We start from the raw sequence: 23,940 nt of genomic DNA on the forward strand, positions 1-23,940 counted from the left end.
TCTCACGGATGTGCCATCTGAGACAGTGAGACACTCGATGAGACACTTGTGCCTCGCATTTCACGATGATTTCCGTCCTTTTTCATTCGGCACCAGGTTTGCTCTAATGGCTGGCATGGCGATGCGGACGACATACGGACACCGAGGACGGCGGGGCGCGCGCGTCGCGACGCTCCTCGGAGCGCTCGTTGGCGGCTGTGTCGTGAGCCCGCAGCCGAGCCCGCCGGTCCACGAGCCGATCCTGGACACAGGGCTCGTCGGCGTCTCGGGCGACCCTCAGGTCTTGCGGCAACAGGTCTTCCTCAAGGGAGAGCCTGGGGCGGTCGAGCCGGCGGAGGGCGTGGTCGTGGTGACGAACCTCGACAGCGCGGACGCGCCCGTCATCGCGGAGATCAACCGCGACGGCAGCTTCCTGGCCGCGGTGGACGCGTCGACGGATCAGGTCCTGCGGATCCAGGTGAAGCAGGGCGAGCGCCGGTCGGAGCCGGTGGACCTGCTGCTCGCGGGGGAGCCCATCAACGCGACGCAGACGATGCTGGCGCACCTGCCTTGCCTCACGATCGAGCCTGCCGCGTGGGTCGTGCTCCAGGCCGGCGAGCGCGACGTCGTCGTCCGCAACACGTGCGCCGAGGAGGTGTCCATCGGCGCGCCGCGCCTGCGCCGCGGCGCGGGGCCGTTCGGGGTCAGCCCGGCGGAGGCGTTCGTGGTGCCGGCGGGTGAGTCCGCCGCCGTCACGGTGCGCGCGGACGGCGAAGGGGTCGAGCGCGAGGACGTGCTCTTCCTCGAGGTCACGGCGCCCGAGCCCGGGCGCCGCGTCCTGACACTGACGCTGCCCGACTGAGCGGTCGGGGAGACGAACATCGAACTCACGCGCCGCGCTCGACGTACTGCGGGCGGCGCGAGGCGCCCTTCCTCTGGAGGGGAGGGGCTCGTGGATGTCTATTGCCTCGCCGGTGACGGCGGGGCTCTTTTGGAGGAACCCATGAACGTCCAGAATCGTATCAAGAGCAGCCGTATCGGATCCTTCCTCTGGCTCGCGCTGTCGATGCTCCCGCTCGCCGTGGGCTGTCAGGTGGAGATCGCCGACGACAGCACCGCCACCGACTCGGCGGAGGTGAGGGGCGGCGGCGGGCAGGGCAAGGCCTGCGGCGGCCTCCTCGGCCTCTCCTGCAAGAAGGGCCTCTTCTGCGACTACGAGCTCGACGCCATGTGTGGCGCGGCCGATCAGACGGGCACCTGTCAGCCCATCCCCAAGGCGTGCACGAAGGAGTACAGGCCGGTCTGCGGCTGTGACGGCAACACGTACGGCAACGAGTGCATGGCGAACGCGGCGGGCACGTCGGTGTCGTCGGTCGGCGAGTGCGCGCCTCCTCCGGGGGACGTCTGCGGCGGCCTCCTCGGCCTCTCCTGCAAGGACGGTGAGTTCTGCGACTTCGCGCCGGACGCCCAGTGCGGCGCGGGCGACATGACGGGCACCTGCCTGCCCACGCCGGGCGGGTGCACCAAGGAGTACGCCCCCGTCTGCGGCTGTGACGGGAACACGTACGGCAACGCCTGCATGGCGAACGCGGCGGGCGTGTCGGTCGCGTCGAAGGGCGAGTGCGCGCCGCCGCCTTCGGAAGGCAAGGCGTGCGGCACCCGCGGCGGCTGGACGTGCGAGAAGGGCGAGTTCTGCAACTTCCCGCCCGAGGTCGAGTGCGGCGCGTGGGACGGGCCGGGGGTCTGCACGCCCATCCCGGAGGCGTGCACGTTCGAGTACAACCCGGTCTGCGGCTGCGACGGCCAGACGTACGGCAACGCCTGCGCCGCCGCCTCGGCGGGCGTGTCGGTCGCGTCGAAGGGCGAGTGCGCGCCTGCTCCCGGGACGTTCTGCGGCGGCATCGCGGGCTTCGCCTGTGGCAAGGGCGAGTTCTGCAACTACAGCATCGAGGCCATGTGCGGCGCGGCCGATCAGACGGGCACCTGCGAGACCATCCCGGAAGCGTGCACGGAGCAGTACGACCCGGTCTGCGGCTGCGACGACACCACGTACGGCAACGAGTGCTTCGCGCACGCGGCGGGCGTGTCGGTCGTGTCGCGCGGCGAGTGCGCTGAGCGCCGGTTGTAAGGGGACACCGAGGGCGCCGTCCGCGCCGCGCGTCGCGTGACACCCCCCTCGCGCGACGCGCGGCGCGGCGGCGCCGCCCTTGACCGGCTCCGGGCCGGTTCCCTAGCATCCTGCCGCGCATGAGCGCCGCTCCATCCCAGACAGCGTCGACGCTCCTCCTCGACGAGCACTTCGAGGCCGGCGACGACCGGTTCGTGGACGAGGTGCTCGCCTCGGAGGCGGGCCGGAAGCTGAAGGCGCTCGCCCCGCGCTGGTACGAGGACCGGCGCCCGTTCGCGCGCCGCGCGCTGCTCCGCTACATCGACGACGGCTGCGACCGGCCGCACCACCGCGGCCTCGTCAAGGTCCTTTACAAGCTCGCCGAGCAGGCGGGAGACGACGAGATCGTCGGCCGCTTCATGGTCGCCTTCGATCGCCTCGTCCGCCGCAAGCTCGTCAAGGTGACCCGCTACGACTGGGTGACAAGGACCTCCAGCGACGAGCCCTGCCTCGTCAGCGACACCGGGGTGCCGGCCAGCCTCCCGCAGGGCGACGTCGCGTCGCCGCGCTTCTCGATGCGGACGCGCCATTACCTGCGGCGCCGCGCGTTCCGCTACTTCCGGCGGCTCGGCCGGCGCGACGCCGCCCGCTACGGCCGCGCGATCCGCGCCGCGCTCGCGCTCTACCGCGACGAGCACCTCGACAGGCCCGAGCGCCTGCTCGACGCCTGGGGGCTGCTCCACGCGCTCTACTGGGGCTCGCCCGCCCTCGAGCGCCTCCCGCGCGGCGTCCGCCTCGCAGAGGGCGCCGCCCTCGCCGAGCTCGAGCCCGCGCCGATCTACCCCGAGGCGTGGCAGGGCGCCTTCGACGAGGTGCTCGGCCTGGTCACGGCCGCGAGGAGCCGCACCGTCCGGGCGTTCGCCGTCGGGCTGCTCGAGCGCGGCTACGCCGCCGAGCTCCGCGGCCTGCCGCTCGCCCGCGTGCGCGCGCTCCTCGAGAGCCCGCACGACGAGGTGCAGACCCTCGCCGCCGGCCTGCTCCGGCAGATCCCGGGCCTCGGGAGCCTGCCGATCGCGGACTGGCTCTCGCTGCTCCAGACCGAGAACGCCGCGGCGCTCGCCTTTCTCTGCGAGGCCGTTGTCGAGCATGTCTCGCCGGCGCGGCTCTCGCTCGCCGAGTGCGTGGCGCTCGCCTGCGCGCGCGCCGCGCCGGTCGCGGAGCTCGGCCTCCGCTGGGCGAGGACGAAGCCCGTCGAGACCGCCGCCGATCTCGACACCCTCGCGCGCCTCGCGACCGCGGTTGCCCCCCGGGTGCGGGAGGAGGCGGTCGCGTGGCTCGTCGAGGTGCTCGGGCGCTCGCCCCACGGCCGTGCCGAGCACGTGCGCGATCTCCTGGACTCCCGTCACGAGGACGTCCGCGCCCGCGCGCTCGAGCTCTTCGAGGCCGACGCCCGCTTCCGCGACGACACAGGCCTGTGGGCCGCGCTGGCCGAGACGCCCCACGCCGATGCCCGCGCGTTCCTGATCCGGCACCTCGCCGCGCGCAAGGCGGCCTTCTCGCCCGAGGCGCTGCGGCACGTCTGGGCGGCGGCGCTGCTCGCCGTCCACGGGGGCGCGCGCGACAAGCGCGCGGTCGTCCGGCAGATCGCGGATCGCGTGGTCGCCCGGCCCGGCGAGGCCGACGCGCTCCTGCCGCTGCTCGGCGTCGCGCTCCGCAGCGTGCGCGCGCCCGAGCGGCGCGCCGCCCTCGGGGCGCTCGCCCGCGCCGCGTTCCGCGCCCCCGCGCTGCGCGACGCCATCGCGCGCAGGCTCCCCGAGCTCCGGCTGTTCGAGGGGGAGGACGCGGCGTGAGCTTCGATCTCCGCTACCTCGGCACGAGCGGCATGAAGGAGCTCGGCGGCGGCGCCGCGCTGAGCTTCGCGCCCAACCTCGCGCGCCCCAGGGTCTTCTTCGACGGCGAGCTCGCGCGGCCGGTGCGCTTCCGCGAGGCGATCAGCGCGCTCCACGACGTCGTCGTGGGCGACCTGCGGCGCCTGCCGAAGGATCGCTCCGCCCACGAGGCGTGGAAGCAGCAGGAGGCCGAGCGCGAGGCCCGGCTCCGCCGGGAGCTCCACGGCGAGGCCATGAAGGCCGAGCTCGCGCGCCTCGGGAGCGCGCCGCGGCCGCCGAACCTCGAGGCCGACTTCCGGAAGATGCACAAGCTCTACTGGGGCGCGCGCGTCCGCTGGGCGAACGAGCTCGCGCGGAGCGACCCGCAGCTCTTCCGCCACCTCGTCCCCTGCGATCCGGTCGTGACCGTCGCGCCCGATGTCGTCTTCTTCGAGTGCTTCTCCAAGGACGAGTCGAGCTACGGCTGCCTCTCGGTCGATCGCGACGCCTTCCGGGGCGCGCAGGACGCCGGCCTCGGCACGACGAACGTCGACTACTCGCTCGCGCTCTACGAGCACTTCCAGACGCTCCGCAGCTACCGGCCGACGCGGCTCCTCGTCGATCCGACCGGCTTCGAGGTCGCGGTGGAGGGCCGCGGCGACTACCGCGAGGAGAAGATCGATCTCCCTCCCTCGTGGCTGCGCGGCTTCGGCCAGCTCCAGGCGGCGATGTGCCTGCCGTGCCGGAGGGTCGACGTCCCCGTGGAGGCGGTCTACTCGCTGCTCGCGCACCTCGATCGGCACCGCGAGCGCACGGGCCCGCGCAGCCTGCGCTTCCAGCTCACGCCGGGCAAGGCGCCGATCCTGGTGCTCGACCCCTGGGGCGTCTCCATCCCGTGCCGCGGCGTCACCTGCGACGACGTCCACGTGGCCGTGGGGCCCGCGGCGGGCGGGGGAGGGCTCGGCCCGTACCGCTCCGGGGCGCCGAGGGGTGCGCCGACGGCGGAGGCGACCGAGGAGATCAAGGTGTGGGGGAGGCGCCGCCTCTCGGTGCTCGCGCGGCTCTTGCCGCTCGCCGATCGCATCGAGGTGCGGCTGCTCGGCTCCGGGCTGCCGAGCCTGTGGATCGTCTTCATGGGCGAGATGCGCTTCACGCTCGCGCTCTCGGGCTGGACGGCGAACGACTGGACCGCGGGCTCTCACCTCGACGTCATGGCGGACACCTTCACCCCGGACGCGCAGCTGGCGGACCGCGTCGCGCGCCACCTCGAGATGGTGAGGCGCGCATCCTACGGCGAGCTCGCCGTGTCGATGGGCGCGCCGGACGGCGCGCTCCGCGGCGCGCTGCACCTTGCCGCGAAGCAGGGGCAGGTGGTTTACGACCACGCCGCGGAGTGTTATCGCTGCCGCCCGGTGATGCCGGTCGCCCTCTCCGACGCGCTGCTCGGCCCCGAGCCCCCGGAGCTCGCCGAGGGCCGGCGCATCGCCCAGGGCGGGGTGGAGATCGCGCGGGAAGAGACCCTCTCCGGCGGCCGCCGCGTCGTCATGGCCAGGGCCAAGGCGACGCGCTGCGAGCTGCTCCTCGACACCGACGGCGCGATCAAGAAGGCGAAGTGCAGCTGCTCGTACTTCTACAAGAACCGGCTGCGCGCGGGCCCGTGCCGGCACCTGCTCGCGGTCAAGCTCCACCTGTCCGGCCGCGGCGACGCGGCGCCGTCGCTGCAGCCTCCGGAGCCGCCGGGGCAGGCGGAGGCCGGCTCGCGCGGCCCGCGGGCGCCGACGGCCGCCCCGCGAGGCGAGGCCGTGCCGTTCCCCGCGGAGCTCCTCGTCGAGATCGAGCGCGCCGCGGCGGCCCGGCGGGCGGGGCTCGCGGAGGTCGTCGAGGCGTCGTGGGATCTCGCGTTCGAGCGCATCCAGGGCTGCCGCTCCTGGGTCGAGGCCCTCGCGCTCGGCGGTCCGGAGGCGGAGCGGGCGCTCCGCGCGCGCGAGCTCCGCGCGCCGGTCGTGAGGACGCTCCCGGTCCACGCGGACGTGCTGGCCGAGATCCGGCGCGTTGCTGACCAGTTCAAGGCGAGCCCCGCCGCGGTGGTGGGCCTCGCTTGGCTCGTCGCCAGGCGATCGACGAAGTGAGGTTCACCCAGCATCCGAGTGTCCAGCCCTGCAAGGAGATCCGTCCGCTCGAGCCCAACATGCTGCGGCGCTCCGCCGTGGTGGAGGTTGTTCTTCCATGCATCCCCACCCCCGATGTTCTTTGGGCGCCTTTAGCAGCTGTGCGGGTCCACTCAGAGGGACCTGACGGTCCTGGACCCGCACAGCTGCCCGGCGCCTGGGTGATCGGGCGTGGTCACGAGCAAGTAGTCGGGCGGGCGGGCCTCCTTGGAGGGCTGGACCGGGTGATGGGGTACTTTGGCCGAAGGTGGGGTCTTTTGAACTGCCAGGACGCCAAAAGACGCCAAGACACGCCAGAAGACGCCAAGAAAAACACAAAAATCTTGGCGTCTTTTGGCGCCTTTTTGGCGTCTTTTGGCGTCCTGACGATTCCATCATTCGGGCAGGGTGTAAGTGCCCCACCACCCTGGACCGGGTGCTGTCCAGAGGAACGGTCGAATGGGCTTCTGGGATAAGCTGAAGTCGATGCTCGGCCTGGGCGGGGCCGAGCAGGGCGAGCGAGCGCCGGGCGGGGCCGAGGCGGCGCAGGCCAAGGCGGCGCAGGCCGGGCCCGCGGCCGCGGCGCAGCAGGCCGCCCGCGCGGGGCAGCCCCGCGCCGGGGCGGCGGGCGCGAAGCCGCGCCCCGCGGACCCCTACGACGCCGGCGGGATCCTCGGCCTCTCCGCGGACGAGCTGCGCAGGCGCGCGCTCAAGATCAACCCGCGCCTGACGGCCTGGATCGGCCGCGTGGACACGATCCCGCCGCAGAGCGACGAGCGCACCGCCCTCATCGATCGGGGCCTCGTCCTGCGCGGCCTGCTCACCGAGGCGCAGCTCGCCGAGATCCACCGCGTCGGCGATCTCTGGCTCAGGCACAAGGACGCCGCGGCGCTCGCCGGCACCGTCGCGGCGCGCTCGGCCGACGAGGCGATCGAGCGGCTCAAGCGCGAGAAGCTCGCCCGCAAGGAGGAGAAGCGGCGCCAGAGCGCCGAGCGCAAGCGGCAGCGCGCCGAGGCGGTCGCGCGCCGCCGGGCCGAGGACATCATCTTCCTGGGCACCGACGTCTCGGCGGGCCTCGCGGACCGGCGCTCGCACGTCGAGTCGCTCGCCCAGCGCGGGCTGCCCGTGCTGTCCACCCCGGCCGACCTGGCCGCGGCCCTCGGCGTCGCCGTCCCGCGCCTGCGCTGGCTCTGCTTTCATGGCGAGGCCGTCGAGCGCCCTCACTACGTGTACTTCGACGTCCCGAAGCGCTCGGGCGGGACGAGGCAGCTCGCGGCGCCCCACGCCTCGCTGGGCGCGGCGCAGGCCTGGGTCCTGCGCGAGGTCCTGGAGAAGCTGCCCGTCGAGGAGCCCGCGCACGGCTTCGTGAAGGGCCGCTCCACGGTCACCAACGCGCGCCCGCACACGGGCCGCGACGTGGTCGTGAACCTCGATCTGTCCGATTTCTTCCCGACCATCACCTTCCCGCGGGTGCGCGGCGTCTTCCATCGGCTCGGCTACTCGCCGGCGGTGGCCACGCTCCTCGCCCTGCTCTGCACCGAGCCGCCGCGGCGGCCGGTCGAGTACGACGGGCAGCGTTACTGGGTCGCGGTCGGCGACCGCGCGCTGCCGCAGGGCGCTTGCACGAGCCCGGCGATCTCGAACCAGGTCGCGCGGAAGCTCGATCGCCGCCTCGCCGGCATGTGCGCCCGCGCGGGCTTCACGTACACGCGGTACGCGGACGACCTCACCTTCTCGGCGCCACCGGGCAAGCGCGGCGACATTGCAATGCTGCTCGCCCGAGTCCGCCACATCGTCGAGGAGGAGGGCTTCGCCATCAATCCGGCGAAGGGCCGTATCCAGCGCGCCGGCGGTCGGCAGGTGGTGACGGGCGTCGTGGTCAACGACAAGCCCTCGGCGCCGCGCGAGGAGGTGCGCCGCCTGCGCGCGATCCTCCACGCGGCGAAGAAGACAGGCCTCGCCGCCCAGAACCGCCGGGGCGTGCCGGACTTCGAGGCGCACCTGCGCGGCAGGATCGCCTATGTGCAGATGATCGACCGCGAGAGGGCCGCGCCGCTGCTCGCGGCCCTCGACGCGCTCACGGGGTGAACGCGGGCGCATCTTCGTGCCGCGTCGTTCGGCTCGCTGCGTGGTACTTTCGTACGCCTCACTCGCCTGCCTGGTGCTCGGCAGGCCTCGTCCGCGAGCGCTCGATCATCACGACTTGGCATCACGACTTGGCATCACGACTTGGCATCACGACTTGGACTCGACTCGTCCGAGCGGCTTGGCAGCGCCCGCCAGCGCGCTTTGTGCGTCCTGCCAGGCGGGGTCTCCGGGGTAGAGCGCGGTGTGGAGGTAGGCCCGCGTGAGGAGCTGGACGGCAGCCACGCGCTCGGGGTTCTCGTCGGTGGTCTCGGCGAGGTCGTAGCCCGCGACGCCCCCCAGCCCGTGCTCTGCGTCGACCAGCATGAGCAGCGACTTGGGGCCTGGGGAGAGGAAGTAGGGATCCGCGTGCCAGGCGGCGCCTGCGGTCGTCAGGTGGGGAGAGCCGTCCTTGTCGCCGGCGACCACGAGCGCGGGCGTCGTCATGGTGGAAAAATCGATGTTCGCGAAGAATGGGTAGTTCTCTGCTGCGTACTTGCTGAGGGCGTCGCCTCGGCCGGGCGCGGCGAGCAGCACGCCCGCCTTGATCCGCGGCTCGGCGACGCTCACCTCGCTTCCGTCGTGGGGATCCACGTTCCGCGCGCCGAGCAGCACGCTCGCGGTGTGCCCGCCCATCGAGTGGCCGAGGACGGCCACCTTGCTTCGATCCATACGCCCGGCGATCGCAGGGACGGCGCGCTCGATCGCGTCGAGCTGGTCGAGGATGCGGCTCATGTCCTCGGCGCGCGCGCGCCAGAAGAGAGGCGCATCGGGATGGTCCGAGCCTCTGAAGGGCAGCGTCTTCGAGTCGAGATGCGTGGGCTGGATCACGACGAAGCCGTGCGCCGCGAAGTAGTTGGCGAGCGGGGCGTAGCCGTGGAGCGACGAGACGAAGTTGGAGGGGCCATGGCCGTGCGAGAGCAGCAGGATGGGCAGCTCGCTTCCGGTCACGGGCGCGGAGACGCGCACCTGGAGATCGACGGGGCGGCCGGGAGCGGGCAGCACGATGGGGTGGATCGAGGAGACCTGCGCGGGTGCGCTGGAGGCGTTCGCTGCGGGAGTCGGTTGGCTCATGATGTGGAGTTCCTTTCGGGGGCTCGGCCCCGCTCATCGCCTTGGTAGCTCCCGCCACCGCTCTCTCATTGGAAGGACCGGACATTTTCGGAGCGCTCGCTCCGCGTCGGCTTGAACGATCGCAGCCGGCGCGCGACACTGCGACGGTGCTGCACACGACGGACACCGCGGCGACGTTCTCGCTCTCGCGCTTCGTCGAGGGGGTTCACTCGTTCTTGCCGGTGGATGGGCACACTCGTCATGAACGGCTGCCCGACGGACGAACGATGCTCGTCTTCCGCGTGCTCGAGGAGGGCCGGAGAGGCGACGTGTGCGTCGCGGGGCCGCGCACGCAGGCGCTGTTCAAGAACGCCGGCGGCGTGGCGCGGGCGATCAGCATCCAGTTCAAGCCAGGCTGGTCGGCGCCGCTCCTCGGCGTGGCCGCGAACGCGCTGACGGATCGGATCATCCCGCTGGAAGACATCTGGGGCCGCCCGGGCGGCGATCTATGCGACGAGCTGCTCGCGGCGCGCAGCCTGCCGGAGCTCCTCGACCGAGTGTCCCGCGCCATCGCCCTTCGTACCCGCCAGACGTTCGAATCGGCATCGGCGCGGCTCGCGCGCCGCGCGGTTCGCTTGCTCGGAGGAGACGAGGTCCGGGTGGAGAGGGTGGCGGAGCGGCTGGGCGTCACGGCGCGGCATCTCCGCCGTGCGTTCACCGAGAGCGTCGGCGTCTCGCCGAAGGATTTCGCGCGCACCGTTCGCCTGCAGCGTGCGGTGCGGCTGGCAGCGACCTCGAAGGACTGGGCGCGCATCGCGAGAGACGCGGGCTATTACGACCAGGCGCACCTCATCGCCGACTTCCGGGAGCTCGTCGGGCTCACGCCGGGCGCCTTCGTGAAGCGCGCGGGCGACGACGGCGCCGCGAGGCGACTTCTCGGCCCACCGGCCGAGGATGCGCGAGCCTGCGCCGAGGGCGGCGCGACCGCCGGCCATGATGTCGGCGAGAGCGGCGTGGTCACGGTGCGAGCCCGCATCGAGCGCGCAGCGCCGTAGGGCGACGGAGCTAGCGTATCGGCAGCATCTCGGATCCATGCATGCCATCGCCCTCTGTTCCCTGCTGCCTGTCCGTAGACCTCGCAGGCCCGGCTCCCAAGGTGGCACCTTGAACCAGAACAGGTATCAACGGCGGATATCCACCCACGCCGTCCCGCGAGATTCGTCCAGCCGCGAAGCGTCTTCGTGATACCATCCAGGACACATTCGTGGCGGGGGCATGCCACGAGGTGGGCTGTTGACCGCGCCTGACAGCGCCAGAGCACGTCTGACGTCAAGGGGAGTGATGCTGACGATCTCGGGGTATCAAGCGACCGACACGATCTACGAGAGCGGCAGCTCGCGCGTCTACAGGGGCCAGCGCATCCGAGACGGGCGCGCCGTGATCCTCAAGCTGCTGCGCTCGGACTATCCCAGCCAGACCGAGCTCACGCGCTACCGGCATGAATACGCGGTGCTCCGCAACCTGGAGGCGCCGGGCGTCGTCCGGGCGCTCGACCTGTGCAGGCACGAGAACGGGCTCCTCCTCGTCCTCGAGGATTTCGGCGGCCGCTCGCTCGCGCACCACCTCCACCACCTCCAGCGCCGCCCGTTCGACGCCGCGGACTTCATCCGGCTTGCGATCCAGATCACGAGCGCTCTTCACGAAGTCCACAGAAGCGGAATTATACACAAGGATATCAATCCGTCCAATATCGTAGTCAACCGCGAGACGGGCGTCGCCAAGATCATCGACTTTGGCATCTCGACGCGGCTTTCACGGGAAGAGCTCTCGATCAAGAGCCCCGCGGTGCTCGAGGGGACCCTCGCCTACATCTCTCCCGAGCAGACCGGCCGCATGAACCGGTCCCTCGACCATCGCACCGATTTCTACTCGCTCGGCGCCACCTTCTACGAGCTCCTCACGGGCGCGCCGCCCTTCAGCGCGACGGACGCCATGGAGCTCGTCCACTGCCACGTCGCGCGCGATCCCGCCCCGCCGCGCGCGCGATGTCCGGGCGTCCCGGAGGCCCTGTCGGACCTCGTGATGAAGCTCATGGCGAAGGCGGCCGAGGGCCGTTACCAGAGCGCGGCGGGCCTCCTTCACGACCTGGAGGCGTGCGAGCGGCGCCTCGCGGCCACGGGCGAGATCGCCCCGTTCCCGCTGGGCCGCGCCGACGCCTCCGGCGCGCTCCGCATCCCGCAGCAGCTCTACGGGCGCGAGCGCGAGGTGCAGGCGCTGCTCGAGGCGTTCGAGCGCGCGGCGCGGGGCGGCGCCGAGCTGATGCTCATCGCCGGGTACTCGGGGATCGGCAAGTCCGCGCTGGCGCACGAGCTGTACAAGCCCATCACCGAGGCGCGCGGGTATTTCGTCGCGGGCAAGTACGACCAGCTCCAGCGAAGCACCCCGTACACCGCGATCACCAGCGCGTTCCGCGACCTGGTGCGGCAGATCGTCGCCGAGCCCGAGGCGCAGTTCGCGCTCTGGCGCTCGAAGATCAAGGCCGCGCTCGGGGCGAACGGGCAGGTCCTCGTCGACGTGATCCCGGAGATCGAGCGCATCGTGGGCGACCAGCCGGCCGTCCAGGCGCTGGGGCCCGCCGAGTCCCAGAACCGCTTCGTGCGCGTCCTCCAGAACTTCGTCCGCGTGTTCTGCGACGCCGAGCGTCCGCTGGCCATCTTCCTCGACGACCTGCAGTGGGCCGACGCGGCGTCCCTCCGGGTCATCGAGCTCTTGATGACCGACGCGAAGCTGCGCGGCCTGCTCGTGATCGGCGCCTACCGCGACAGCGAGGTGGGGGCCGCGCACCCGCTCTTGGCCGCGATCGCCGCGCTGCGACGGGAAGGGGCGGTCGGCCGCGTGCGCGAGATCTCCCCGGGGCCGCTCGGCGCCGAGATGGTCTGCCGGATGCTCGCCGACGCGCTGCGCGCGGACGCCGCGGCGGTGATGCCGCTCGCCGCGCTGGTCACGCGGAAGACGGGCGGCAACCCCTTCTTCGTCAACGAGTTCCTCCGCACGCTGCACCACACCGGGTGTTTGCGGTACGACGCCGGGCTCGCGGCGTGGACGTGGGACGTCGAGCACATCGAGTCCAGGAACATCACGGACAACGTCGTCGATCTGATGATCGGCAAGCTCCGGGAGCTCCCCGAGGACACGCAGCGAGCGCTGATGTCGGCGTCCTGCCTCGGCAACCGCTTCGATCTGGGCAGGCTCGCGGTCATCCGCGAGGAGACCCGCGCCGATGCCTACCGGCACCTCGTGCCCGCGCTGCAGGAGGGCCTCCTCGTCCCGCTCTCCCCGATGGAGCCCGCGGCGCCCGACGATCTCGCCGCGCCGCTCGTCTTCCCGGACTACAGGTTCCTCCACGATCGCGTCCAGCAGGCCGCGTACGCCATGATCGAGGACGGCGAGCGCAGCGGCCTCCACGCCGACATCGGCCGGCTGCTCCTGCGGAGCCTGGGCGGGCGCGCCCCCGAGGAGAAGGTCTTCGACGTCGTTTACCACCTGAACCGCGGCGCCGACCTGCTGAGCGACGCCGCGGAGCAGCGGCGCCTCGCGGAGCTGAACCTGCTCGCGGGCCGGCGCGCGCTGCTCTCCGCCGCCTTCGACGCGGCGCGCGGCTACTTCGCCCGAGGCCTCTCGCTGCTGCCCGCGAGCGCCTGGCAGGGCGATCCCGCGCTGATGAGCGCGCTCCACGTCGGCGCGGCCGAGGCGGCGTGCATGAACGCCGACTGGGGCGCGATGAAGGAGCTCGTCGACGCCGCCCTGGGCGAGATCCACGACGTCATGAACAGGAGCAAGCTCTACGAGCTCCTGATCCTCTATCACCACACCCAGGCGGAGTTCCGGAAGGCCGTGGACATCGCCGTGGAGGCGCTCGCGCAGCTCGGAGAGACGTTCCCGGCGAGCCCCGGTATGCAGGATTTCCTCGACGCCTATGCCAAGACGACGAAGCAGGTCGCCGAGATCGGCCTCGAGCGCCTCGGCCGGCTCGCCCCGATGACGGAGGCCCCGAAAGAAGCCGCGCTCGTGATCCTCCGGCGCGCCATCCATGCGTCCTATTTCGCCGCGCCGGAGATGCTCGGGCTCTTCATCTGCCGCGCGCTCGACCTGACGATGGATCACGGCGAGTCGCCGCTCTCGTCCTATGCGTTCGCGGCGTTCAGCGTGCTCGTCAACGCCGGCGTGGGCGACATCGCCACGGGATCCCGGTTCGGCGAGCTTTCGATCGCGGTGCACAGGCGCCGGGACGAGCCGTTCTACAAGGCGAGCGTCTACAACTTCTATTACGGGCTCTCCCGGCACTTCTACCGTCCGGCCCGCGAGAGCCAGGCGCCGCTCATCGAAGGGTACCTGAGCTACGCCGAGAACGGCGACGCCGAGAGCGCCGCGTACTGCCTGATCAACGCCTTCGTCTGCGGCGCCGTCTCCGGACAGAACCTCCTCGACCTCGAGGCGATGTTCGACAGGCACATCGAGGAGGTGTTCAGGTTCAAGCAGGAGCAGGTCATCAACCAGCTCAGCGTGTGGCGGCAGGTCATCCGGAACCTCACCGGCAGGTCCGAGCACGCGGCGAAGATCAAGGGAGAGTTCTTCGACGCCGAGCAGGCGCTCCCGGGCCTCTACGCGACGAAGAACTTCAACACCGTCAATTATATCCATACGGCGCAGGCGATGCTCTATTTCGTCTTCGGCGAATACGAGCTCGCCTACAGGCACGCCGCCGAGACGGAGCCGACCCTCGGCGCGAGCACGGGCAAGGTGTTCACGCCGCTGCACACCTTCTATTACTCCCTCGCCATGACAGCGCTCACCCCGGCGGCCTCGCCGGAGGACAAGGCGCGCTACCGCGCGAAGCTGTCGGAGAACCAGGCGAAGCTCAAGGCGCTGTCCGCGACGTGCACCAGCAACTTCCTGCACCGGTACCTGCTCGTGGAGGCCGAGCTCGCGCGGATCGACGGCCGCGCGGCCGAGGCGCTGGACCTGTACGACCGCGCCATCGCGTCCGCCTCGGAGCACGACTACGTGAACGAGGCCGCGGTGGCCTGCGAGCTGGCGGGGCGGTTCTGGCTCGCGCAGGGGAGAGAGAAGCTCGCGCGCGTGTACCTCGCGGACGCGAGCTACCACTACGACCTCTGGGGCGCCGCCCGCAAGGCGCAGGACCTGGAGGAGCGGTATCCGCAGCTCGTCGCGCGCGAGGCGCATGCTCCGCGATCCTCGGAGATCGCGCCCTCACGGACGTTCGTCACGACGACCTCGCTCGGCGCATCTCGCCTCGATCTCAGGACGGTGCTGAAGGCGGCGCAGGCGATCTCCGGGGAGATCGTGCTCGACAGGCTCCTCGCCAAGCTCCTGTCGGTCGCCATGGAGAACGCCGGCGCCCAGCGCGGCTGCCTCGTCCTCCGGGACGGCGACGGCCTGCGGATCGAGGCCGAGGTCGACTGGACCGACGGCCGCGACGAGCCGCGCTTCCCGGGGCTGCCCCTCGACAAGGCCGCGGCGCACGAACGCCCGCTCCTCTGGGCCGCGATCGTGCAGTACGTCGCGCGGACGGGCCAGTGCGTCGTCCTCTCCGACGCCTCGACAGACCGGCAGTTCCAGCGCGACGACTACGTCGCGCAGCGCTGCCCGAGGTCCGTCCTGTGCACGCCCATCACCCACCATAACGGCCTTTACGGGGCCATCTACCTCGAGAACAACACGGCGACCGGGACGTTCACCGAGGATCGGCTGGAGCTGCTCTCGATGCTGTCCTCGCAGATGGCGATCTCCATCGAGAACGCGAGGCTCTACACGGGCGTGGAGCAGAAGGTCCGCGAGCGCACGGCGGAGCTCGAGCAGGCCCACGCGACGATCGTGCGCCTGGAGCGGGAGGCGGTCGAGAACCAGATGGCGGGCGGCTTCGCGCACGAGATGCGCAACGCGCTCTCGGGGGCCGCCATGGTGCTCGAGTCCGTGACCCAGGGCGGCGAGACGCTGTGCGCGAAGAACGCGGCCCGGCTCGGCGAGCTGTTCGACTTGCTCAAGGGCGATATCCCGGAGGGCAAGATCAAGGCGGTCGTCGCCCACCTGGGCGACATCGAGGAGGCGGAGGAGACGCTCGACAGCGTGCTCCGGATGGTGGGCGACTGCACGGAGCGCGCGCTGAGCGTCACGAACAGGATCCTGGAGTACTCGAAGCTCGGCGTCGCGCTCGCCGGCAACGAGGTCGTGAGCCTCCGCCGCGTCATCGAGTCCGTCGCGGCGCGGCACCGCGACGAGTTCGCGCGCCAGGGCGTGTCGGTCGAGCTCGATCTCCGGGGCGGCTCGGCGGTCGTCGGGTACGAGTCGCACTTCGACTCCATCGTGAGCAACATCGTCCTGAACGCGCGCGACGCGCTGCTCCTGGTCGGCGACGGCCGCGGGCGGCGGATGCGGGTCGAGACGGTCGACGAGGGGGAGCTCCAGGTCCTCACCATCAGCGATAACGCCGACGGGATCTCGTCCGACGACCTCTCGAGGATCTTCCAGCCGTTCTTCTCGACGAAGCCGACGACCGGCGTGGGCCTGGGGCTCAGCTTCGTCTCCCGCCTCGTCGCGATGTACCGCGGGACGATCGACGTCGAGAGCGCGGCGGAGCGCGGAACGACGTTCGTCGTCCGGCTTCCGCGCGCGGCGCTCCACCACCAGCCGCAGCAGCCGCAACAGCCCCAGCCGGCCGGCGCGCCCGTCGGCCGGATCGATCTCAACCTCTCCGGGAATTGAAAGGAGGCGCCAAGATGACATCGGCGAAATTCACCAGGCGCTTCCGCGAAGCTTCGGACGTGGCGCCGGAGGGGCCCGACAAGGAGCGGGCGATCGTGGTCGTGATCGACGACGACCCGCGGATGCGGTCCGCGCTCGAGTTCACGCTGCGGCGTGATTACGACGTGCGCCTGTACGCGAGCGCGCAGGAGGGCATCGCCGCCATGACGGAGATGGTCAGCCTGGTCATCCTGGATATCCGCATGCCGGGCATCGACGGGCTCACTGCCTACCTGAAGATCAAGGCGCTGTTCCCGAAGGTGCCGATCATCTTCTACACAGCGTTCCAGGACATCCTGGAGAAGCAAGACCTGCTCTCGACCCACAAGGCGTTCGGCTATTTCGACAAGAATGGCGACGTGTCGGGGCTCATCGCGGCCGTCGAGAAGGCCGTCCAGCATTACAGCCTGGTCTCCAGCATGGCGAGCGCGCAGAAGCTCGTGCGCGGGATCATGCCCCCCGACGCGAGCTGATCAGCCGCCGGCGTGCCGCCGCGCGCGCGGCAGCTCGACAGTGAACCTCGCGCCCTCGCCCAGGCGGCTCTCCACGCGGACCGCCCCGCCCATCGCCTCCGCCGCCTCGCGCACGATCCAGAGGCCGAGCCCGAACCCGCTGTATTGGCGGGACGTCGTCGCCCGCTGGAAGCAGCGGAAGATCCGCTCGTGATCGGCCGCCGCGATGCCGATCCCGCGGTCGCGGACGGTGAGGCGCGCCATGTCGCCGGACGCCTCGAGCGCCACGTCGACGGGCTTGCCGACGCCGTACTTGGACGCGTTGGAGAGCAGGTTGGTGATGATCTGCTCGAGCCGCACCGGGTCCCAGTGGCCGCGGAGGGCGCTCGGCGCGTCGACGGTGACCGGGCACGCCGCGCGCCGGAGCAGCGCCGCGTGTCCGTTCAGGAGGTCCCGGAGGAGCGCGCTGAGGTCGACCTCCTCCGGCGCCACCGTCATCGGCGCCGCCGTGATCTGCGAGATGTCGAGGAGCTCCTCGACGAGCCGGTTCAGCCTGTCGAGCAGCGCCTCCACGGCCTCGAGCTTCGGGATCACCTCCTCGGCGGCCGGCGGCGGCCCGCCGGCCCTCCGGTACATGCGAAGGAGCGCCTGCACCCGGAGCATCACCGGGGTAAGGGGCGTCTTGAGCTCGTGCGACGCGATGGTCAAGAACTCCTGGCGCGTTTCCTCGACGTGCTTCCGGTCCGTGATGTCCTCCGCGATGACGACGAAGTAGGCAGGCGCCCCGGAGGCGTGACGGACCAGCGAGACCGTGACCTTCACCCAGACCAGCTCGCCGCCCTTCCGGACATAACGCTTCTCCCGCGAGGCCGTCTGGACCTCCCCCGACAGGATGCGGCGCACGTTCTCGACATCGGTGGGCAGATCCGGCGGATAGGTGATCTGCTGGAACGTGAGATCGGTCAGCTCTGCATGGGAGTAGCCCACGAGATCGCAGAATTTCTCGTTCATCCGGAGCCACTGGCCCTCGACCGACACCTGGCCGATGCCGACCGCGGCCTGGTTGAAGGTGGCGCGAAAGCGCTCCTCGCTCCTCCTCAGCTCCTCCTCGGACCGCTTGCGCTCCGTGATGTCGTGGAACGACGTGACCACCGCGTACGGGATGGACTCGCTCGGGCGCAGCAACGGCTGCGAGTTGATGGAGATCCACGCCATCTCGCCCTCCGGCCGGTGCACCCCCATGATCACGTTCTTCTGCGGCGCCCCCGTGCGGAGCGTCACGATGGCCGGGTGCAGGTCGCCGTTGAACGGAGCGCCGTCCTCGTGGACGGCCCTCCAGCGGGGATCGCGGCTCTCCCGGCCCGCCATCTCCGCGGACGTGAGCCCGAGGATGCGCTCGGCGCTCGCGTTGCACGCCTCGATCGAGCCGCTGGCGTCCTGGAGGACGATCCCCTCGTCGAGGGCGGCGATCACCGAACGATAGCGCTCCTCGCTCCTCCGGAGCGCCGCTTCCGTCGCCCTCCGCTCCGTGACGTCGGCGCAGATCATGAGCAGGGTGGCGATGTGGCCGCCGCACCGGATGGGGCTGACCCTCACCTCGTAGCGCGCCGCGTGGCCGTGTTCGCCGGGGATCGTGCACTCGCAGCTGTCGGACGCCCCCGACCGCACGACGCGCTCGACGCAGGAGCGGGCCGCCTCGCGCGTCTCCGGCGCGATGTGCTCGTAGATGCTCGTCCGCAGCAGGCTCGTCGAGCTCGCCCTGGGCAGCGCGCGCCCGGAGAGCAGGATCGTGCCGTCCGGGGAGATCACCAGGATGCAATCGGATGCGCTGCCCAGGATGGCCTGCAGCAACGCCTCGGCGCCGCCGAGCTCGGCCAGCTGTCGCTTGAGCGCGTCGGCGGCGCCTTCTTCCGCGGATTTCCCCAGCGCGGCCACGCTCTATGCATTGTTACCAGAGGCCGCGGCCGCAACCGCGCAGACGAGCTCGCGTCGGCTGGCGGGGCCCGCGCGGGGCCCGTGTCGCCGAGGTCTCCGGCATCGTTTCTCGGCGCGACGAGCGCGCCGGCGGGTGGCGAAACGCCGAGCGCGCCACTACGCAAACCTCCGGGCGAGGACGATGCGGAGCACACGGGTGGACGGGGCTGGCCGCCAGCGCGCCGAGGAGGCCACCGCGGCCGGGCAGGCCGAGGTGGCGCTGCGGGAGAGCGAGGCCCGCGACCGCGCTGCCAGCGCAGAAGCCGCCCGGCTGGAGGCCGAGGCGGCCGTCCGGCGGAGCGAGGAGCAGTATCGCCTCGTCAACCGCGCCACGAACGACGTGATCTGGGACTGGGATCTGGAGACGAACCGGGTCTACTGGAACGGAGCGGTCGTCCAGCACTTCGGCTGCACGCCGGAGGAGCTCGGTGACGGCCCCGAGGGCTGGTACGACCGCATCCACCCCGAGGACAAGGCGCGGGTGTCCGAGGGGATCCGCGCGGCGATCGAGGGCAACGGGGAGAGCTGGACCGACGAGTACCGCTTTCGCAGGGGCGACGGCTCGTACGCGCCCTTCCTCGACCGCGGCTACATCGGCCGGAGCGCGAGCGGCGAGCCCACCCGCATGATCGGCTCGATGCTGGACCTGACCGAGCGCCACCGGGCCGAGGCCGCCCTGCGCGAGAGCGAGCTCTTTCACCGTCAGACCCTCGAATCGATCCCGGGCATGGTGTGGGCGACCCGGCCCGACGGCTACTGCGAGTTCCTCAGCGAGCAATGGGTCGAGTTCACCGGCGTGCCCGCAGAGCGGCAGTTCGGCGACCGGTGGCTCGAGGTCCTGCACCCGGACGATCGGGAGCGGGTCTTCGCCGCCTGGCGCGCCGCGGTCGGCGGGCTCGCCCCGTATGACCTGGAGTACCGTATCCGGTGGCGCGACGGCGGATACCAGTGGTTCAAGGTGCGCGGGCGGCCCATCCGCGACGCCTCGGGCCGGATCGTCCGCTGGTTCGGGATCGCGATCAACATCCACGATCTCAAGCTGGCAGAGCAGGCGCTGCGGGACGCGGACCGGCGGAAGGACGAGTTCCTGGCCATGCTGGCCCACGAGCTGCGCAACCCCCTCGCGCCCGTCCGCACGGCCGTCGCGATGCTCCGGAGGGTCGGAGCGGCGGATCCCGTGCAGCGGCGAGCCCGGGACGTGATCGATCGCCAGGTCACCCACATGGTCCGGCTGATCGACGACCTGCTCGACATCTCTCGCATCGCCCGCGGCCGGATCCAGCTCCGCAAGGCGCGCTGCGATCTCGTCGGCATCGTCCGCCAGACCGCCGAGGATTACCGGGCGAACCTCGAGGCCGAGGGCGTGGCGCTCCGCGTGAGCGCGCCGGACGAGCCGCTCTGGGTCGAGGGCGACGACACCCGGCTGGCGCAGATGCTGGGCAATCTGCTGCAGAACGCCGGCAAGTTCACCGACGCGGGCGCGAGCGGGGGCGGGCGCGTGTCGGTGCGCGTCGAGGCGGGCCCTCGGGCGCCCGGGCGCGAAGGGGGCGTGTCTGGACAGGCCGTCATCACGGTCGAGGACAACGGCGTCGGGATGGATCCGGGGCTGCTAGCGCGCATCTTCGATCCGTTCAGCCAGGCGGATCAGGGGCTGGCCCGGAGCAAGGGGGGGCTCGGGCTCGGCCTTGCGCTGGTGAAGGGGCTCGTCGAGCTCCACGGCGGGACGGTGGCGGCTCACAGCGAGGGGATCGGCCGAGGCTCGGTGTTCACGCTGCGGCTGCCGCTCGCGGCGCCGGTCGCCCGGGACCTGTCGGCCGCCTCCGACGGGGAGGAGGCCAGTCGCCAGGGGGTCCGCGTCCTCGTGATCGAGGACAACCACGACGCGGCCGAGAGCCTCGAGATGCTCTTGACCCTGAGCGGCTACGACGTGGAGACGGCGTTCGACGGCCCGACCGGCCTGACGGCGGCCCGGACGCGCCCTCCGGATGTGGTCCTGTGCGACCTCGGGTTGCCGGGCGGGATGGATGGGTACGACGTGGCCCGCGCCATCCGCGCCGAGCCGTCGCTCGCGTCGACGCGCCTCGTCGCCCTGAGCGGCTACGGTCAGGACGAGGACCGGAGGAGATCGCGAGAGGCGGGCTTCGACAGGCACCTCGTCAAGCCAGCCGAGGACACCGCGCTGATGGAGGCCCTGTCGGCGGGGCGCCGCGAGCTGCGCAGCTCGGCGAGCCCGCTCTCGCGCTGATCTGCGGCCCTGCGCGCTCGCGCTCCCGGTGGCGAGGGCGCCTGGGTTTGGCGTCGACCGCGTGAAGGTGGCATTGTAGGCACGGCGACGCCGAGGCAAACGATGAACGATAGAGAGCTCGAGGCCGCGCTGCGGCGTGATCCGTCCGATGCGCAGGCCTGGCTCGCGTACGCCGGGACGTTGACGGCGGCGGGTGATCCGCTGGCTGAGCTGATCGAATGGGAGCGGCGCGTGAGAGCCGACGAGGCGGGAGCGTGGCAAGCGCGGCGGAGGGCGCGGGAGGAGCTGCGCGGGGCGTGGGGGCTGGGCGACAAGGATGGGGTCGACGGCGAGTTCGAGTGGGGGTTGTTCAAGGTGCGTCGGGTGACGAAGCATCATGCGGCGTGCCTGTGGCGTCTGACTCGAGTACGGCTGCTGGACGCGAGCTCGCTGGAGCTCGAGCAATTGCCGCGCGCCGAGCTGGAGGAGTGCCTGGCTGCGCTCGAGTCGTTGAAGCCGCGACGGCTGCTGTTGTCCGATGCCTTGCTCGACGCAGCGGATGCGTTGACGCTGGCGCGAGCCCCCGCGGCGACGATGCTGCGGCAGCTGGTGCTGGAAGCGAGCGGCGCGAGCTTCGAGGGGGACGCCGTGATGGCGGAGTTTGCTCGCGTGCTGCCGAAGGAGGAGCTCGAGCAACTGGGGCTGTGGAATCTACGGATCGGGGACGCCGGGCTGGAGGCTTTGCACGGCGCGGGCGCCTGGCCGCGATTGCGCCACCTGTCGCTCGGCTTCAACGAGCGGGTGTTGAGTGGATCGCTGCGCACGCTGTTCGAGGGCGCATGCTGGCCCCGGCTGGAGCGGTTGGCGCTCGGCTGCGGTGAGGTGGACGCCAGCATGATGCCGCGTCTGTCGGGTCTGCCGCTGGCGGCACGGCTGCGCTCGCTGAGCTTGTGGGGAACTCCGGCGGGCCCGGCGTTCTGGCGTGACCTGGCGGAGAGCGCGAGCTGGGCCTCGCTGCAGCGGCTGAACGTGGAGGAGGGGGACTTCGATGACGCGGCCGCGTACGCGTTGAGTCACGCTCGAGATCGGTCGCTCGAGCTGCTCATGTCATTCTTCACGCCGCTCGGCGCGGACGCGGCGCTGTCGCTTCTGCGCGGCGAGGGGCTGCCGAGCTTGCGGCTGCTCGCGAACATCACCTCCGCGACACCCGAGCAGATGGCGGCGCTGCGCGGCTTTGGTCAGCGGTTCACGCTGGGCAGCGTCCACGACTGCGGAACGCCTCAGTGGATCGTGCGCGATCACTTTGAGATGGAGCGGTGGTAGGTCCTCCGGGGCAGCAGCCGCGAGTGCGGTGAGGTCCTGCGCCTTCACGGGCGGGCTCCGCGCTCGACTGCGGGTCGTGGAGGCCGATGACGAGGCGCCCTGCGCTCCCGCCGGCGGGCGACGCCGCGAGACCCTCGATGGTTCGCGGCGGTCACCTCGAGAGTGCTCAGCTCGCGCGCGCGAGGCCGACCGGGGCCGGGGCGCCGCTCTGGGCGAGCCGCTCGGCGAGCGCCTTGTCGTAGAGGGCCTGTTCGCTGGCCTTGTGGGCGGCCGTGAAGCGCACGAGGATCGCGCACACCGACGAGACGAGCGCGGCGAAGCCCAGCACCGCAAAGCAATCCTGGGTGTCGCCGACCGCCTTGAGCAGGAAACCCGCCGCGACCGCGCCGACGTTGCCGCCCGCGCCCACGATACCCGCGACGCCGCCGAGCGCCTTGCGATCGATGAAGGGCACGAGCGCGTAGGTGGCGCCGCAAGCCATGTGCGTGAAGAGCCCGAAGACGATCATCGCGAGCACCGCCATCCCCGCGGTCTGCATCCGGGAGAACCAGAGCAGGCCGAGCCCCTCGCCGACCATCAGCGCGAACAGGAGGGTCGTGCGGGCGTCCAGGCCCTTCCGGTGCGCCAGCCGATCGGAGAGCATGCCGCCCACGGCGCGGGCGAACAGCGCCAGGAGCCCGAAGCTGCCCGCGGCCATGCCTGCGGTCTGGAGATCCAGCTTGAAGCGGTCCACGAAGTAGCTGGCGGCCACGTTGTGCACGAAGAGCTCGATCCCGAAGCAGGCCCCGTACGTGACGAACAACATCCAGGACCGGTAGTTGCCCATCGCCGCCTTGAAGATCGCCCATCCACCCTTTTTCCCGCCCTCGATCTCGACGCCCGCCGCGCGAAGGTCCTTGTAGTTCCCTTGCGGGCAGTCCTGGGTGTATTTCCAGTAGAGGACCGCGACGACGAGCATGAGCGCGCCCGGCACCACCATCGCGAGGCGCCAGCCGAGCGATGAGCTGACGCCCAGGCTCAGCACCGCCGCGAGCACCCAGGGCATGGTCGACTGCGTGACCCCCCCTCCGGCGTTGCCCCAGCCCGCGCTGGTGGCGTTCGCGGTGCCGACCACGTTGGGGGCGAACATGACGGACGTGTGGTACTGCGTGATGACGAAGCTCGCGCCGATCATGCCGATCAGCAGCCTGAAGAACAGGAAGACCTCATAGCTCTGCGCGAGCGCGATCCCGAGCACGGGGATGGCGCCGAGCGCCAGCAAGCACGTGTAGGTCGCCCGCGGGCCGTACTTGTCGCAGAGCGGCCCGATCACCAGACGACCCGCCACCGTGATGCCCACCGCGGCGATGTTGATGTTGGCGATCTGCTCCTTGGTCAGCCCGAATTCGCCCTTGATGACCGGCATCAGCGGTGCCACCGCGAACCACGCGAAGAAGCAGGCGAAGAACGCCAGCCAGGTCAGGTGGAATGCGCGCATCGCTGGAGTCGACAGCGAAAATAGCTCGATCTTGGTCGCCTTGGTAGCCTGGGTCATGGGTCCTCGTAAGTTGCAAGTTCTGAAGGACCTCGCGGTGCGGCGATCGAGGCCTCAGGACGGATTCATAAAACAAGGACCGTAAATGAATCGTAAATCGTATGTTTCCGGTCGATGTCGAGCCAAAAATAGGTTGTAGATCATATGTTTCCGGTCGATGTCGGACCCCAGGTGGGTTGTCGTTCGTATGTTTCCGGTTGATGTCATGCCCCAGGTGGGTTGTCGACCGTATGTTTCCGGTCGATGTCCGCGCCGTGCCCATCACGGCGCGCGAGGCGCGCTCAGGGCGCCTGCTGGTCAGCCATCGCGATCGGCGGACAGGCGTGCGCGAGG

Annotated in this window: 13 protein-coding genes; 10 read left to right on the forward strand and 3 right to left on the reverse strand. The window is 71.0% G+C overall.

Translation table 11 applies throughout. From position 1 onward, the window contains the following. The first annotated feature begins 202 nt into the window (after nt 1–202). From WME95_RS14930 to WME95_RS14950, 5 genes are all read left to right on the forward strand, one after another. Nucleotides 203–841, forward strand: a complete 639-nt coding sequence (locus WME95_RS14930) for a hypothetical protein (protein WP_437909044.1) — start codon at nt 203–205, stop codon at nt 839–841. Between the two features lie 141 nt (nt 842–982). After that, nucleotides 983–2,107 carry a Kazal-type serine protease inhibitor domain-containing protein gene (locus WME95_RS14935; protein WP_437909045.1) on the forward strand — a complete coding sequence of 375 codons (1,125 nt, stop codon included), beginning with the start codon at nt 983–985 and terminating at the stop codon, nt 2,105–2,107. Between the two features lie 119 nt (nt 2,108–2,226). Continuing rightward, a complete protein-coding gene (locus WME95_RS14940) occupies nt 2,227–3,936 on the forward strand; it encodes a hypothetical protein (protein ID WP_437909046.1) in 1,710 nt (569 codons plus the stop codon). Continuing rightward, nucleotides 3,933–6,083: an SWIM zinc finger family protein gene (locus WME95_RS14945; RefSeq protein WP_437909047.1), complete on the forward strand. Its 2,151-nt coding sequence runs from the start codon at nt 3,933–3,935 to the stop codon at nt 6,081–6,083. Before WME95_RS14940 ends, WME95_RS14945 begins: the two co-directional genes overlap by 4 nt. Before the next feature lie 477 nt (nt 6,084–6,560). Beyond that, the gene (locus WME95_RS14950) at nt 6,561–8,189 is read left to right on the forward strand and encodes a reverse transcriptase family protein (RefSeq protein WP_437909048.1); all 1,629 of its coding nucleotides are present in this window, start codon (nt 6,561–6,563) and stop codon (nt 8,187–8,189) included. A 147-nt stretch (nt 8,190–8,336) separates the two neighbouring features. Here WME95_RS14950 and WME95_RS14955 read toward each other — a convergent pair whose 3' ends face one another. Further along, nucleotides 8,337–9,299 carry an alpha/beta hydrolase family protein gene (locus WME95_RS14955; protein WP_437909049.1) on the reverse strand — a complete coding sequence of 321 codons (963 nt, stop codon included), beginning with the start codon at nt 9,297–9,299 and terminating at the stop codon, nt 8,337–8,339. 146 nt (nt 9,300–9,445) lie between these two features. Between WME95_RS14955 and WME95_RS14960 the strand changes: the two genes are divergently transcribed. The 3 genes from WME95_RS14960 to WME95_RS14970 all read left to right on the forward strand — a co-directional run bounded on the left by WME95_RS14960 (nt 9,446) and on the right by WME95_RS14970 (nt 16,573). Then, entirely contained in the window at nt 9,446–10,333 is an 888-nt protein-coding gene (locus tag WME95_RS14960; RefSeq protein ID WP_437909050.1) for a helix-turn-helix domain-containing protein, read from the forward strand. Nucleotides 10,334–10,619: 286 nt separating this feature from the next. Further along, nucleotides 10,620–16,061 (forward strand): trifunctional serine/threonine-protein kinase/ATP-binding protein/sensor histidine kinase, encoded by a 5,442-nt coding sequence (locus WME95_RS14965; RefSeq protein ID WP_437909051.1) that lies wholly within the window; start codon nt 10,620–10,622, stop codon nt 16,059–16,061. Nucleotides 16,062–16,075: 14 nt separating this feature from the next. Next, entirely contained in the window at nt 16,076–16,573 is a 498-nt protein-coding gene (locus tag WME95_RS14970) for a response regulator (RefSeq protein ID WP_437909052.1), read from the forward strand. Here the strand turns inward: WME95_RS14970 and WME95_RS14975 are convergent, their stop codons facing one another. Beyond that, nucleotides 16,574–18,487: a PAS domain S-box protein gene (locus WME95_RS14975; RefSeq protein ID WP_437909053.1), complete on the reverse strand. Its 1,914-nt coding sequence runs from the start codon at nt 18,485–18,487 to the stop codon at nt 16,574–16,576. Nucleotides 18,488–18,620: 133 nt separating this feature from the next. Between WME95_RS14975 and WME95_RS14980 the strand changes: the two genes are divergently transcribed. After that, nucleotides 18,621–20,771: a hybrid sensor histidine kinase/response regulator gene (locus WME95_RS14980; protein WP_437909054.1), complete on the forward strand. Its 2,151-nt coding sequence runs from the start codon at nt 18,621–18,623 to the stop codon at nt 20,769–20,771. 102 nt (nt 20,772–20,873) lie between these two features. Continuing rightward, nucleotides 20,874–22,073, forward strand: a complete 1,200-nt coding sequence (locus WME95_RS14985) for a hypothetical protein (protein ID WP_437909055.1) — start codon at nt 20,874–20,876, stop codon at nt 22,071–22,073. A 166-nt stretch (nt 22,074–22,239) separates the two neighbouring features. Here the strand turns inward: WME95_RS14985 and WME95_RS14990 are convergent, their stop codons facing one another. Beyond that, the gene (locus WME95_RS14990; protein ID WP_437552513.1) at nt 22,240–23,607 is read right to left on the reverse strand and encodes an MFS transporter; all 1,368 of its coding nucleotides are present in this window, start codon (nt 23,605–23,607) and stop codon (nt 22,240–22,242) included. Nucleotides 23,608–23,940: the final 333 nt, after the last annotated feature.

It is taken from the genome of Sorangium sp. So ce327 (assembly GCF_051530205.1).
GTDB lineage: Bacteria > Myxococcota_A > Polyangia > Polyangiales > Polyangiaceae > Sorangium > Sorangium cellulosum_B.